At 44.8% G+C, this 13,675-nt stretch carries 12 protein-coding genes and 1 riboswitch; of the genes, 1 reads left to right on the top strand and 11 read right to left on the bottom strand.

The window, feature by feature from the left end:
• Window positions 1-4: 4 nt before the first annotated feature.
• From iolD to RTR76_RS10450, 5 genes are read right to left on the bottom strand one after another with little or no spacing between them, the layout of a single operon-like run.
• Window positions 5-1,867, bottom strand: a complete 1,863-nt coding sequence (iolD, locus tag RTR76_RS10470; protein ID WP_312520281.1) for a 3D-(3,5/4)-trihydroxycyclohexane-1,2-dione acylhydrolase (decyclizing) — start codon at window positions 1,865-1,867, stop codon at window positions 5-7.
• Between the two features lie 17 nt (window positions 1,868-1,884).
• Window positions 1,885-2,694, bottom strand: coding sequence for a 5-deoxy-glucuronate isomerase (locus RTR76_RS10465; RefSeq protein WP_312520279.1), 810 nt, complete (start codon window positions 2,692-2,694; stop codon window positions 1,885-1,887).
• A 23-nt stretch (window positions 2,695-2,717) separates the two neighbouring features.
• The gene (iolC, locus tag RTR76_RS10460) at window positions 2,718-3,737 is read right to left on the bottom strand and encodes a 5-dehydro-2-deoxygluconokinase (RefSeq protein WP_312520276.1); all 1,020 of its coding nucleotides are present in this window, start codon (window positions 3,735-3,737) and stop codon (window positions 2,718-2,720) included.
• A gap of 15 nt (window positions 3,738-3,752) precedes the next feature.
• On the bottom strand, window positions 3,753-4,598 hold the full coding sequence (locus tag RTR76_RS10455; protein WP_312520273.1) for a class II fructose-bisphosphate aldolase: 846 nt from the start codon (window positions 4,596-4,598) through the stop codon (window positions 3,753-3,755).
• A 25-nt stretch (window positions 4,599-4,623) separates the two neighbouring features.
• Window positions 4,624-5,778: an iron-containing alcohol dehydrogenase gene (locus tag RTR76_RS10450; protein WP_312520268.1), complete on the bottom strand. Its 1,155-nt coding sequence runs from the start codon at window positions 5,776-5,778 to the stop codon at window positions 4,624-4,626.
• A gap of 378 nt (window positions 5,779-6,156) precedes the next feature.
• Here RTR76_RS10450 and RTR76_RS10445 point away from each other — a divergent pair, with 378 nt between their 5' ends.
• Window positions 6,157-6,915, top strand: coding sequence for a DeoR/GlpR family DNA-binding transcription regulator (locus RTR76_RS10445; protein WP_312520265.1), 759 nt, complete (start codon window positions 6,157-6,159; stop codon window positions 6,913-6,915).
• A gap of 141 nt (window positions 6,916-7,056) precedes the next feature.
• On the opposite strand, the gene RTR76_RS10440 is transcribed toward RTR76_RS10445, so the two are convergent.
• The 6 genes from RTR76_RS10440 to RTR76_RS10415 all read right to left on the bottom strand — a co-directional run bounded on the left by RTR76_RS10440 (window position 7,057) and on the right by RTR76_RS10415 (window position 13,659).
• Window positions 7,057-8,409, bottom strand: a complete 1,353-nt coding sequence (locus RTR76_RS10440) for an MATE family efflux transporter (protein WP_312520262.1) — start codon at window positions 8,407-8,409, stop codon at window positions 7,057-7,059.
• Window positions 8,410-8,453: 44 nt separating this feature from the next.
• The gene (locus RTR76_RS10435) at window positions 8,454-9,686 is read right to left on the bottom strand and encodes a GDSL-type esterase/lipase family protein (protein WP_312520259.1); all 1,233 of its coding nucleotides are present in this window, start codon (window positions 9,684-9,686) and stop codon (window positions 8,454-8,456) included.
• Window positions 9,687-9,853: 167 nt separating this feature from the next.
• Window positions 9,854-10,210, bottom strand: a complete 357-nt coding sequence (locus tag RTR76_RS10430) for a response regulator (protein ID WP_312520256.1) — start codon at window positions 10,208-10,210, stop codon at window positions 9,854-9,856.
• 24 nt (window positions 10,211-10,234) lie between these two features.
• Window positions 10,235-10,318: riboswitch (cyclic di-GMP riboswitch) on the bottom strand.
• 72 nt (window positions 10,319-10,390) lie between these two features.
• The gene (locus RTR76_RS10425) at window positions 10,391-11,500 is read right to left on the bottom strand and encodes an iron-containing alcohol dehydrogenase family protein (RefSeq protein ID WP_312520253.1); all 1,110 of its coding nucleotides are present in this window, start codon (window positions 11,498-11,500) and stop codon (window positions 10,391-10,393) included.
• Between the two features lie 14 nt (window positions 11,501-11,514).
• A complete protein-coding gene (locus RTR76_RS10420; RefSeq protein WP_312520250.1) occupies window positions 11,515-12,642 on the bottom strand; it encodes a CCA tRNA nucleotidyltransferase in 1,128 nt (375 codons plus the stop codon).
• A gap of 111 nt (window positions 12,643-12,753) precedes the next feature.
• Window positions 12,754-13,659, bottom strand: coding sequence for a DMT family transporter (locus tag RTR76_RS10415; protein WP_312520247.1), 906 nt, complete (start codon window positions 13,657-13,659; stop codon window positions 12,754-12,756).
• Window positions 13,660-13,675: the final 16 nt, after the last annotated feature.

The raw sequence follows: 13,675 nt of genomic DNA, 5'->3' as shown, positions 1-13,675 counted from the left end.
GGACCTAGAATTTTTTTGTTTTACCAACTTCCTTTACAAGCTGTCCGTAAGCCTTCACGACCTGGCTGTTTTCCGATACTTCCGGAACACCAACCCGCCACCAGGACTCATACCCGCCTGTCATTGTCTTGGGAAGCACTTTTATATCAATAAGCGTGGATACAGCAGCCTTTTTCGCACTTTCCAGCGCTGCCGCCAATTCTTCAACCGTCGTTACGGTATAAGCCTCGGCACCATATCCTCTGGCACATTGCGCATAATCAACCGGAACATTCTTACCGGTTAACCGCCCTGTTTGGGGATCGCGAAATTTTGTTTGGGTACAGAAAGACGGTATTCCCTGAGAATTCTGTAGATTCTCGATACAGCCAAATCCACAATTATCAAAGAGCAGCACATTGATTTTGCAGCCTTCCTGGATACTTGTCACCAGTTCGGAATGCAGCATTTGGAAGCTGCCGTCACCGACCATCGAATATACTTCTTTGTGAGGTTCTGCCATTTTTACCCCAAGTGCGGCATTGACTTCATAGCCCATGCAGGAAAATCCATATTCCATATGGTACGTTTTCGGCTGAACCGGCCGCCACAGTCTTTGCAAATCACCGGGTAAGCTTCCGGAAGAGCCAACAATAACCGCATCTGCATCAATCCGCTTGGCTATTTCGCCCAGAACCCGGGTCTGGGAAAGCCCCTGTGCTGATTCAGCGGTAAATAACTTATCAACCTCTTCATCCCAGACGGCCTTGGCCTTGTCAATTTCCTCCGTATAATGCGACTGATAACCATCCTTTTCCAAGACCGCCGTCAGTGCCTGCAGCGCCTCCTTCGCATCGGCGATTACCGTCATCGAGTTCATTTTATAAGCATCAAAAGAATTAACATTGATTGACAGGAACTCAACATTCGGATTTTGGAATAGCCATTTGGATGCTGTGGTAAAATCGGAAAGCCTCGTACCTACCGCAATGACCAGATCAGCCTGTGCGGCAATCGTATTGGCTGCATAGCCTCCGGTAACGCCGATGCCCCCTAAATTCAACGCATGGTTCCAGGGAATGATACCTTTGCCCGCTTGTGTTTCCCCGATTGGTATGCCAAATTTTTCGGCAAAGTCGCTTAGCTGTTTTCCCGCTTCGGAATACACCACTCCGCCGCCGCAGATGATAACAGGCTTTTTCTTACTTACAATCGCGGCTGCCGCTCTTGCAATTTCTCCTGGTGAAGCAATTCGCCGGTTTATATGATGAACGCGCTTAGCAAAAAATTCTACCGGATAATCATAAGCTTCGCCCTCCACATCCTGAGGAAGGCAAATAGTAACTGCCCCGGTATCGGCCGGGTCGGTCAATACCCGCATGGCATTGATCATCGCTGTCATCAGCTGTTCCGGGCGCACCACTCTGTCCCAGTACCGCGAAACAGGCTTAAAGGCATCATTGGCTGTAATGGATATACTGGTAGGGTTTTCCACTTGCTGAAGAACCGGGTCAGGCTGCCGGCAGGCAAATGTGTCTCCCGGCAAAAGCAGCAGCGGAATCCGGTTTACCGTCGCAGTCCCGGCAGCGGTAATCATATTAAGCGCACCAGGTCCGATCGAGGAGGTACAGGCGATTATTTCGCGCCTGTTCTTCTGCTTGGCATAACCAATTGCCGCATGAGCCATGCCTTGCTCATTTTTTCCCTGGTAAGCTATGATATCGCCCTGATACTGTTCCAGAGCTTCACCAAAACCAACTACGATACCATGACCAAAGATAGTAAATACGCCCTTAACGAACTTGTTTTCCAGTCCGTCAAATTCCACATATTGATTGTCAAGAAACCTGAGTAGGGCTTGCCCCATGGTAAGCCGTATCGTTTTCATGGTGTACTCCTTTCTGCTCATACTTTATCAGGCCATATTCTCGCATTTTTGTCCGTGACCCAGAGATGTTCCGGATTAAACACGGGATATTCCGGGCTTTTATACGGATTTTCGGCAAGATGCCTGATCACCCAGATATAATACATCGCATAGCCGGGGGCAGTAGTCTGGGGGTGAGTGACATCATCCAGTATTTTCACCGTATCATTATTGCGAAGTTTCACGACCTCTTCGCCTAACTCGGAAAATCCATAGCCCTGTTCAGGATAAAATTTATAGAAATATATTTCCGGCTGGGGGTGGTGATGCGGTGGGTAACTAGACCATTTACCGGGAAAATCGATAACCTCGCCAACCACCAGATTGGAGTAAGGAGCATTGGTGTAGTCAAAAACGGTACGTACAATCCGCGTTGATGCCTCTTGCAGCGTTCCTTTGCCCCGTTCTTCCGCCTGGCATTCAGCCTGCGTATACAGCTTCGGTTCAAACATGGTCTTGTGAGTGGTTTGGGTTATGCTAAGTTCGGAATCGCCTGCTATGCCATGAATTCTTACTGTCATGTTTTTCGGTACATGCAAAACCCAGGGATTCTCATCAAAACAGGACAACCGTCTGATTGTTCTTTCCTGACCGGCCCAGCCTAAGGTAACTTCTCCTTGGATAAGCAAAACAGCGCTTTCCTTGTTGGCATCGAAAATCTGCTCTGTCTGGCCGGCGGCAAGTCGCAATATTCCGAAATCCATCAGCGTGTTTTCTTTCATTTCATCCATTGCAGTGATTGGATTATAGCCATACTTAAAAGGCCCTTCCTGCCTGATTCTAAGCATTTCTTGCCCTCCTCAATAGTTGATTAGCCGCGGGCCACCATTTCACCAAACTCTTCTTTTTTCTTACGGATAAACTCACGGATTTCTTCCGCTTTCGGCATGGCATCAGAGCAGCTGTGAGCCGAAACGAGCATAGATGCGGCACCGCTGCCAAACTCAAGACAATCAACGATATCCCAGCCTTCCATTAAACCATAAAGAAAGGCTGACGCATAAGCATCGCCGCCGCCAAAGGATTTTAATGACTGTACAGGAAAAGGCTTGATCTTATAGACGCCTCCGTCATTTGTATAAGCCGTTGAGCCAGCCTTGCCGTGCTTGATAACAACAATCTTATTGTCATAGGCCATCCACCTGTCAGCTGTCTCCCTGTCACTGCTGCCTAAAGGCGCTGTTAGGCTTTCCATTAAATCAAACTCTTCTCTTGATCCCAGAATAATATCACTTAACCGGGCTACGGCTGCGTAGTATATAGCCATCTCAGCTGGTGACTGCCAGGTATAACTGCGATAATCAACATCAAATATAACTACGGTGCCATGCTTTTTTGCATACTCTACCGCTAGCAGGGCCGCTTCCCGGGAAGGACTGGCTGCCAGGGCAGTACCGGATATAATAATAGCTTTTGAATCCTTTATATAATTCTCGTCAACCTCTTCTGTCGTCAGCGCCAAATCAGCTACGCCATTGCGATACATCAGAATACTGCTTTCAGCAGGACTCAATATTTCAGTGAAGGTCAGCCCTAGTGATTCGCCTTTTTGGGCAATCGCAATCCGGGAAATATCAATGCCTTCCCGCTTAAAGTAACCGGTAACAAACCTGCCAAACTGGTCATTGGAAACCTTGCCGATAAAGCCTACCCGTTTCCCCAGCCGGGCCATGCCAACAGCGATATTGGCCGGTGATCCGCCCAGGTATTTTTTAAAGGTAGTACTTTCTTCCAGCGGGCGGTTAAAATCCACCGGATTAAAGTCTATTGCGATTCTGCCCAGGGGAATAATGTCCCGCTTTCTTGCTTCATCAAACTGAATAGTTTTCATCTTCTTCCACTCCTTTTAAGCCTGGTTACCGCTTTGGAATGCTTCGATATGACTGCCTACACTTTCATAAGCGGCATCAATTACACACTGATGATAGGTGAAATAATCAACTTCCTTTGTTTCACTTAATAAACTCCGTACTTTTCTTACCACATTCGTTAAGGTTGCCGTTTGTACGTTGATTTTTTTTATCCCGCAGCTTATGCACCGGCGAAAATCACTGTTTGTCAAGCCTGAGCCCCCGTGTAAAACCAGCGGTATGCCTACGGCCTGCTTAATCTCCATCAACCTCTGAAACTGCAGTTTAGGCTCACTTTTATAGATGCCATGAACATTACCGATTGCCACCGCCAAAGTATCCACTCCGGTATGCTGAAAAAAACTGCTCGCATCCTTCACCTGGGTGATCACCATTTCTATGTCTTCCGAACTGTCTTCGCTCCCGCCCACTCTGCCGATTTCGCCTTCGGTGGAAGCACCGTATTCTTTGGCCAGTTTGATAACTTCCCGTGTTTTTTTGATATTTTCTTCCAGCGGCAGATGAGAGCCGTCATACATTACGGAAGTAAATCCCATAGCCAAGGCTTGTTTAATGATTTCCAGCTGTGATCCGTGATCCAGATGTACCGCAACAGGTACTTTGGCTTTCCTGGCAGCTTCTACCATCATAGGTCCCAGCAAATTTAAGGGAGAATGTTTTAACCTTACTTCTGCAGCCTGCAGAATAATCGGCGAATTGGCATCTTCGGCCGCTTTTATAGCGCCCATGATGGTCTGCATACTCACCACATTAAAGGACCCTACTCCGTAGCCGGCATGATCTGCTCTTGCTACTACCTCTTTCATTGTAACTAACGGCACTTGGCTACCTCCCTAAAACAACTTCTTATTCCCATAACTTCTTATAAATCGCAATAATATCTGCTCTATTCACTTCACGCCAGGTATTTTGAGGGCTGCCGCTCTGCAGAGCATCATCGGCCATTTTATCTGTATTTTTCAGAAACTCCTGCCGGTCAATACCGAACTCGGCCAAACTAGGAATATGTAAATCAACACACAATTTTACAACTTCTTTGATAAGTTCTTCCGCCGCCTCTTTATCACTCATCCCCTTCCGGCAAAAGCCTGCTGTCCTGGCAATCCCGGCAAACCGGGCCTCTGCTCCTGTCTGGGCAAAACTAAGACATGCCCCCAGCAGCATTGCATTGGAAATTCCATGAGGCACATGAAATACAGCACCGATAGGGCGGCTCATGCCATGGACAATGGTGACCGACGAATTATTAAAAGCAATACCAGCCTCCAGGGAAGCCAGTGCCATTTGCTCCCTTGCCGCAATATTATTACCATCAGAATAAGCTTGACGTAAATTTGCAAAAATCCGTTTACAGGCAAAAAGCGCATAGCTGTCTGACAACGGCTGTGCTTTCCTGGAGGTGTACGCTTCGATAGCGTGAGTTAAGGCATCAAGTCCGGTCGCTGCGGTAACCTGCGGCGGAGCCGACACGGTGAGCGCCGGATCAACAATTGCCAGCTTCGGAAGCAATACGGCTCCCTTCAGGAGCATTTTTATATTGTTTTTTGTATCCGATATAATGGTAAACTGCGTAGCTTCTGAACCGGTACCGGCAGTTGTTGGTATCGCAACCAGTCCGGGAGGTGAATTGCTTATTTCTTTTCCCATATAGTCAGCAAGTGCACCCTGATTGGTTATCATTGCGCCAATTGCTTTCATTGCATCAATCGGGCTGCCCCCTCCAATGGCAATCAGAAAATCACAGTTACTTTGACGATATACGGCAACGCCCCGGCTGACCATTTGATCGGTAGGCTCAGTATTAACTTCAGCAAACACCTGAAACTCAATGCCATTGTCACACAATACTTTGGTTAACTTTTGCACATTTCCAATGTTAAGCATAATTTCATCAGTAACAATTAATGCTTTACTGCCCAAACCTTGTAAAAAGGCACCCGATTGCTCTAATGCATTACTGCCGGATATTATTTTCGGAGGAGATAAAAACAAATTAGCCAAATTAAAACCGCCTCTTTTCCTCAATCAGTTTGACTCTGTTTCATTCTGATCACATTTTGATCATCTTTCTCTATACGGTCCTATCATCTGCCTTTCCTTTTTGTATTATAATATGCTTTTCAAACAATTTCAACATTTTATTTGTCTTTTTGGTAATTTTGTTGTTATTTCTTGATTATATTTTGGTAACATCTATATTAATATTGTTTTATTTTTATGCTATTTTTCATATTTTTATTGTTTTATATTTTGTTTGTTATATAATAAACATGTCTAAAGCGACTTCAATAATTTTATTTGAAAAAAATGGAAATCCAATATATAATCTAGGAGTAATTGGACACAGTACCAATGGAGAAATAGAATGGGAGTGAGAGTTTGAAGGAAAATAGAATCCAGGACCTAAAGAATTACATTGTTGCAAATGAGCGAGCCTCTTTAGAAGATTTGTGCAATCTATTCAATGTTTCCAAAAACACCATGAGACGGGATATTAATGAACTGGAAAGCACCGGGATTATTAAGAAGGTTTATGGAGGCATCGTCCTGAATGATAAGAAGACCACTGAGCCTTTTGAATCGCGGGAAGAAAAAAATATCAGCGCCAAGCAGATCATTGCCAAATTAGCCAGTAATTTTGTCCAGGACGGCGATATCATTTATATTGATTCCGGAACGACAACCATGCATATGATGCCTCATTTGGCAGAAGTGCGAAATTTAACCATTATTACCAATAACCTCAATGTAATCATGAGCTCCCTGCCGTATCCAAACCTGAACATTCTTTGTACAGGGGGCGTATTATTTAGAACAACCAATTCTTTTGTTGACATGGATGCCGTAAACTCACTAAAAAAATACAATATTTCCAAAGCCTTTATGGCTTCCACCGGGATTTCCATTGCCAAGGGCATCACTAATTCATCGTCCTTTGAATATGATATAAAAAAACACATGGTAGAAAACTGCGATACTGTTATCGTATTAGCGGATAACACCAAACTGGGTAAGGTTTCCTTAACTACCTATTGCGATTTAAAGGATATTCATGTTTTTATTACAAATGAAAAGCCAGGCATTGAATTTGTAGAGTTCTTTGACAGTAATAACATTAAGCTAATTACGCCGCCATAATCGCGCCATGAAAAATATTTTACTAATAAAAAATGTCTTAGGGTAATAAATCCCCTAAGACATTTTTTATTAGTAAGGTAACGCAATACAGCTTTTCCCTCTGGTAAATGAGCGCTAAAGTCGGTCGGCAGTCCCCTTTTTTCACTGCAGCAGCATTTCCTTTCGCTGCCGTTTTATCAGCCTCGCAGATAATGCAATTGCACCAACTGCCAGCCCCAGAATAAGCCCGATCCAATAGCCTGTTGCACCATACTCAGTGTAATTGGCTAAAATAAAGCCCGTTGGCAAACCAATTACCCAATAAGAGATCATCGCCATAACAAAGGTCACCGTTACATCCTTATATCCGCGCAATACACCTTGAATAGGAGCTGCTAAAGCATCAGAGAGTTGAAAGAAAGCCGCATAAATCAGAAAATGCTTCGTTAACTGAAGTACTTCAGCATCTGTACTATACCAGGAGGCCACCTCCGCATTAAAAAGGAATAGCCCCACTGCACAGAACCCGGCTAGACTAACAGCCATAGCAAGACCTAAATATCCGTATTGCCGCGCATCTTGCAAACGTCTGGCACCAACCTCAAAACCGACAACGATAGTAAGTGCCATCCCAATACTGAGTGGCAGCATATAAACCAGGGATGCAAAATTCAGTGCCGCCTGATAGGCAGCAATCGTTACTGTACCGAATTTGGCCATGAGAAATGCCATCGCACCAAAAATACTCGTCTCACAAAAAATAGCCAGACCGATCGGTACGCCAATGCGAATTTGCTCTTTCCAAGCATGCATAGAAAGACGGTAAAGGGTAGCAAAGATGCGATATTCCCTAAACGGCGACATATAGCTGATAATAAAAAAGCTAACAATTGCGATGTACCAGTATGTAACTGCAGTTGCATATCCTGCTCCAATACCACCAAGTTTTGGAAACCCATGAACTCCAAAAATCAACAGGTAATTAAACAAAACATTAATGGGTAATGCGCTAAGTGTAATCAGCATTGTCACACGGGTATAGCCCAAAGTATCGATAAAACTGCGTAAAACTGTACATATAAAAAAAGGAACAATCCCTAATGCAAGGGCTTTTAAAAATTGATAAGCAATCGACTGAACAGCAGGCTCCAAATGCATGAGTATCAAAATCGGATTCACTGTAAAAATACCGCAGATAATAATTGTGACTGCTAAGGCAACAGCAAGATATACGCCTTGCAAGACGACGAAAGGGATCTCTGTTTTGCGCCCTGCACCATAGAGTTGAGCCATAATCGGCGTAACCGCTATGAGAATCCCATTAATTCCTGTAAAAATCGGCATCCAGATATTCGTGCCAATAGCTACTCCGGCCAAGTCATTTTGGCTGACATGGCCGGACATCATTGTATCAAAAAAGTTCATTCCACATAAAGCAAGCTGGGTGATTAAAATAGGCAGTAATATGATTAATAACTGCCCTGCTTTTTGCTGTAGCGAATGGGTTTGTTTCATCGTATCCCTCTAATCCGTGAGCTGCGTTAATGCTCACTGGCAGATTACTTGAATTTATATTTTTTTACGAAAGACTGCACCGCACGGGCCATTACTTTTTTACCCGAAATATCAGGGTGCAACCCGTCTTGCGCATATCTAACCGGTAATAAGCCCCGCTCATCTGCCAAACCGGCATAAATATCGACATAGTAAGGCTGCCTTTTCACGTATGCATTGACTTGTTGTAACTCTGTCTGCCAGTTATCAGCAGTTGGCTGATTAAATACCCGCTCTATCCTTTCAGGATTAACCGGTGGCAAGGTAAGAAAAATTGGCGTAATGCCATTATCCTGACATTTTTGTTTAATTAGGTCCAGTGATTCGATAACCTCACCTGCGGTAGTGCCTCCCCGGATACTGTTGCTGCCGCCTAAGATAAACAAATACTGTGGCTGAAAAGGCAAGACATCCCTTTCAAAACGTTCAGCCAGAGCCCATGCCGTATCACCGCTTTTGCCGAGATTTTTTACCGGAAAGGGTAGATAAGACGAGTAATCAAATCTTTCATCCGATGGCGGATTGGAAACAGCCCCTCCGCCATGGGTAATACTATCGCCAAAAACCGCCCATTTATGTATTCCCGTTTTTACCTGGAAGGGAACAGCATCGGAATACCCACCAATAGCTTCCCCTTCACCATCAAAGGCAATTACTCGCCAATAGTATGTACCATCCACCCGGTAAGCTTCAGTGTCATAATAATCAAAACCTGACTCTACCGAATAATTCCGGATGCGATAGCTTGAGGACATTGTCCCATGGGGATTCTCCGGCAGCCTGTTGGTAACTTCCACTTCATATCGCGTCGCATGTAATACTGGAATCCAGGCATAAACGGGATACAGAGGCGTAAGCACCTTCTTTTTTCCGTAAGTCGTCACTGCTGGATACTGGGGATTGACAATGCCATGGTCTAAAGGAACCGGAACAGAAAACCGTCCTACAGCCTTCTTGTCCAGATCCAATGGACGAATTCGATAATATAACTTTTTGTCGGAGACTAATGTTGAATCAAGCTCAACACCTGGAGTATAAATTGCTGTCGTTTGATAGGCAATTTTATCTTGCGGTGCCTTCCGGTCTTTTAGCACCGGAACTGTAGCTACTTCCAGCTCGTACATGACAGCATCCTCGGCACTTGCCCAACGTAGTTGTATCTTATTTTCCTGTGCGTAGCCATTACTTGCACCGGCACACAAGAACATGCATACTAGTAAAATTCGTAATATCTTCATCTTATCTCCTCCTTGCCAGCCTCTTGATCAGTATATCATATTACCGGGACTAACGTTTAGCGTTACAGCATTTTTTGCAGGCTCAAGTTGTTATTAGCTAACAAAATAAAAATAAGCAGAGAAAAAGCTTATTTTTCTCTGCTTATTTAAAATTACAGCTTTCTGCGTTAAACCTTAGATAAAACTTCTTTAGCCTTATGCAAATCCAAAGGTTTAATAATGTAATCCCTCGCGCCTGATTGTAAAGCTTCCATAATAATACTTTTTTGCGATAAAGCAGAAACCATAATAATTTTAGCTTGAGAATCGAATTGCAGAACCTCTTTTAGTACCGTAAGTCCGTCTATGTCAGGCATCGTAATATCAAGCAGCATCAAATCGGGCTTTAACTCTTGAAACTTCTTAATTCCTTCTATCCCATTTGCCGCTTCTCCGACTACAGTCGCACCGGAAGACTCTAGAATTTCGCGCAATCGCACTCTCATAAAAGCCGAGTCGTCAACGACTAGTACACGACAAGACATTATTAGCACCACCTTACAATAAGTGATGGCAACCTGGCAATCATAGGCAGCACCCTTAGACCCATAGCTTTGCGTCCTTACCTTTCGATAAGTTTGCCGATTCTGGTATTATCTGTAATCTATTATCCGGTCTTTAAAAGACAAAGTCAATTAATTTCTAAAATTTCTAAATTTAGTCTATTAAGCTTTACAAGTTAATGACTGCAGCAATAAGTTATATAGATCTTCTTTGCCGGGCTGCCGGGGAGTATTGACAATATTAGCTGCTTCACTGGCAATAGCAACAAACTTATGTAACTCTTCCTGCGAATAAACTTCCCTGCTTGGCAGCAGCCTGCTCATTAACACTTTCATTTCATCCACTGTCTTTAGCCCTAATGCAGCTAAAACGGCTTCTACCTTTTGCGGTACCACCGGTTCATTAAAGCGCAGATATTCTCCCAGCAGCAATCCATTGGCTCTGCCGTGAGGAACCTGATAAAAATAAGTGAGAGAATAGCCTAAAGCGTGAACAGCCGTCGTTCCCGTCTGAGCAATGACAACGCCCCCCAACAGTGAGGTATACAGCAATTCTTCCCGCACGGATATGTCAAACTCTCCTAAAACCAAAGCATTGCAAGCCCGCCCAAAGGAGCGGATGGCTTCAAGAGCCAGACAATCGCTTACCGCTGTTGAACGTTTAGACAGATACCCTTCAATAGCGTGGGAAAGCGCATCAACCGCAGTATTAACAGTAACCGCTCTGGACTGAGTATGAGTATAGCGGGCATCAAGAAATGCGATTTGCGGAAAAATACGAACATCAGAAAAGCTGCGTTTCGTCTGACGCTCGCTATCCGTCAAAATCGAATAGGGTGTAACTTCGCTGCCGGTCCCTGCTGTGAGCGGAATTGCCGCTATCGGCAGCGGAGCGGCTTGAAAATCTCCTTTATACAGCTCAGAGGCACTAATGAAATTTACTGCAAGCACAGCAATCGCTTTAGCAGCATCTAAAGGAGACCCTCCCCCAATCGCGATAATCATGTCGGGCTTAAACCGCCGGGCTGCTGCTCCACCTGCTTCAACCACCGCGAATGTCGGGTTCTCTTCAATCTGGTCAAATAATTCCCAGACAATCGCCTGCTCATCGAGCACAGTGGTAACATCTGCTAATGCGCCACTGGCCTTAGCAGAATTACGCCCCGTAACAATCAGTGCCTTTTGGCCCAGCTTGCTGAACTCTTCTTTATTGCCCGCAACGCAACCAACCCCTAACAGAACTTTTGTTGGCATTAAAAATTTGAACTCCATGTTATACCCTCCCTTTATAAGTTGAGCATCTGCCGGATAGCGGCAATATGCTTAATTTTATACCATTCACCAATTTCCTTCCCCTTTAGGTCCTTAGGTACCGCCTCACCCGGCAGCAGCGAGATAGCAGCTTGCAGTGGGCCTAATTCAGGTACATTCAAGCGCACTCCTTTTGCAAGGATATCAAATTCGCTTATACTAAGTGAACCACGCCTTAACTGATTAATTGCGGCCACCACATTTTCCGGGGTAGGCTGTGACAGCAGCCCTTTTATCTTACCGGCCATAGCTGCCGCCTCTACCCAGTCTCCAGGTAAAGTCATACTGTGGTTCCATCGCAGCAAAGTTTCTTTGCTTAAGGTAAAACCCAAAGCTGCAAAACGCAATTTGGGCTCGTGTGTTGCCTGGGCAGCCAGGTCCAGCTGTTCCATAGTCTCGTCAAACACCGGACTAGACAATTCCGCAATTTCCGGAAAGGCAATTTGCAGCAAATCGGCCTTATGCAGCACCTTGAAAAAGTCTGCAGGGAGCCGGGCTCCCTCCAGCACCTTAGTCAATTCGGCTATCAGCCTCTCGGAAGGTTCTTCCGCAAGCTCATCGCGAACAGCTCTGGCGAGAGCCAGCGTATTTTCTTCTACCGTAAAGCCCAAACGGGCTGACTGTCCTGCCAACCGCAAAGCCCGCATCGGATCATCCGAAAAGTGCCCGCTCGTTGCCCTCAATATACCGGCCTTAATATCCTGGCGCCCCTGAAAAGGATCAATCAACTCTCCGGTTAAACAATCTACTGCCATCGAGTTCACTGTCGTATCCCGCCGATATAGATCATCCTGGATTGTTACTTTGGGATTGGATGAAATTTTAAAACCTTTATAGCCGCTGCCCTCTTTCCGCTCAGTCCGTGCAAAAGCGACTTCACATTTCTTACCATCAATCAACAGGCGAAAAACCGGGAAACTTTTGCCGATTTCTTCTACTTCAGGAAAAAGTACCTTAAAGTTTTTCTTTACCATACCTGCGACACAAAAATCGATATCTTTCGGAACAACTCCCATTAAGGTATCACGAACGCATCCGCCAACCCGATAAACTCGCCCACCGTTTGCGGCTACTGTCTCAGCAAAAGTTTGCTCTGTTAACATTTGTCCTGCCACCTCTTTACCCAGGGCGTATCTGCTGACTGTCTTGACCACCCACTGACGGTGGCGAAAAATCACTCGTCATTGGTCAGTGCTCTAGGTTGCAGACACGTCCTAGTTTTCTGTCACTTTTTCTTGTTTAATCAATAGCCTGTCCAGCATTCCTGTTGTCAGGTAAACCCCTATAAAGACTGATAAGCCTCCGAGCACCTGGGCAAGCGTTATTCGCTCTCCAAGTATTACACTGATTATCGCCGTAAAAACAGGAATTAAATTAAGGAAAACACCACACTTACTGGCGCCAATTGCCTTGACGGACAAGTTCCAGAATACAAAGGAACATACAGAGGGGAACAGAATGATGTAAAGAATCCCGCCTAATGCTAATGGCTTAATAGCAGCAAAATTGATCCCCTGTGAAACAGCAAACGGTGCCATCAATAATACGGCTATTGCCGACGACACTGCTGTGGCGGTAATTGGCGGAGTTTGTATTTTTTTACTGATCAGCGAATATGCCGTCCAAATAAGAACTGCTGCCAGCATGAGTAAATCGCCTTGGTTGTAATTTGCCTGGAGTAAGCGGGCTAATTCCCCGTTTGTCAAGATAATAAGCACACCGGTAAGAGAAAGAAAAAAACCTGCCGCCTGTAATCTTGAAACCCGCTCACCTGTAAGAAAAACGGAAACTAAAACAATAATACCCGGGTTTAAAGCACTTACCAGCGCAGCATTCGTTGCTGTTGTATAGGCCAACGCCGAGTAAAGCAGCAGATTATAGCCGATAATCCCGAGAACCCCCATACTGGTTAATAACAGCCACTCTTCTTTGATCGATTTCCATTCCATTTTTTCGAAGTAATAAGCTATAGGAAACAAGAAAAAAAGTGCTAATACCCATCGCGAAAAAGTAATCCATAAAGGAGTTATTTCAGAAATAACATATTTGCCAAACACATAATTGCCGGCCCAAAACAAATTACAAAGTACCAGTAAAATCAATATCTGCCAGTTTCTCATATGTCTTGCCTCACTT

The organism is Anaerospora sp. (assembly GCF_032013335.1).
Lineage (GTDB): Bacteria > Bacillota > Negativicutes > Sporomusales > DSM-15969 > Anaerospora.
This window is presented reverse-complemented; position numbering and strand designations above follow the sequence as displayed.

Coding starts and splice junctions, on each gene's coding strand:
- iolD (WP_312520281.1), bottom strand. CDS start 1,867: ATGAAAACGATACGGCTTACCATGGGGCAAGCCCTACTCAGGTTTCTT.
- RTR76_RS10465 (WP_312520279.1), bottom strand. CDS start 2,694: ATGCTTAGAATCAGGCAGGAAGGGCCTTTTAAGTATGGCTATAATCCA.
- iolC (WP_312520276.1), bottom strand. CDS start 3,737: ATGAAAACTATTCAGTTTGATGAAGCAAGAAAGCGGGACATTATTCCC.
- RTR76_RS10440 (WP_312520262.1), bottom strand. CDS start 8,409: ATGAAACAAACCCATTCGCTACAGCAAAAAGCAGGGCAGTTATTAATC.
- RTR76_RS10435 (WP_312520259.1), bottom strand. CDS start 9,686: ATGAAGATATTACGAATTTTACTAGTATGCATGTTCTTGTGTGCCGGT.
- RTR76_RS10430 (WP_312520256.1), bottom strand. CDS start 10,210: ATGTCTTGTCGTGTACTAGTCGTTGACGACTCGGCTTTTATGAGAGTG.
- RTR76_RS10425 (WP_312520253.1), bottom strand. CDS start 11,500: ATGGAGTTCAAATTTTTAATGCCAACAAAAGTTCTGTTAGGGGTTGGT.
- RTR76_RS10420 (WP_312520250.1), bottom strand. CDS start 12,642: ATGTTAACAGAGCAAACTTTTGCTGAGACAGTAGCCGCAAACGGTGGG.
- RTR76_RS10415 (WP_312520247.1), bottom strand. CDS start 13,659: ATGAGAAACTGGCAGATATTGATTTTACTGGTACTTTGTAATTTGTTT.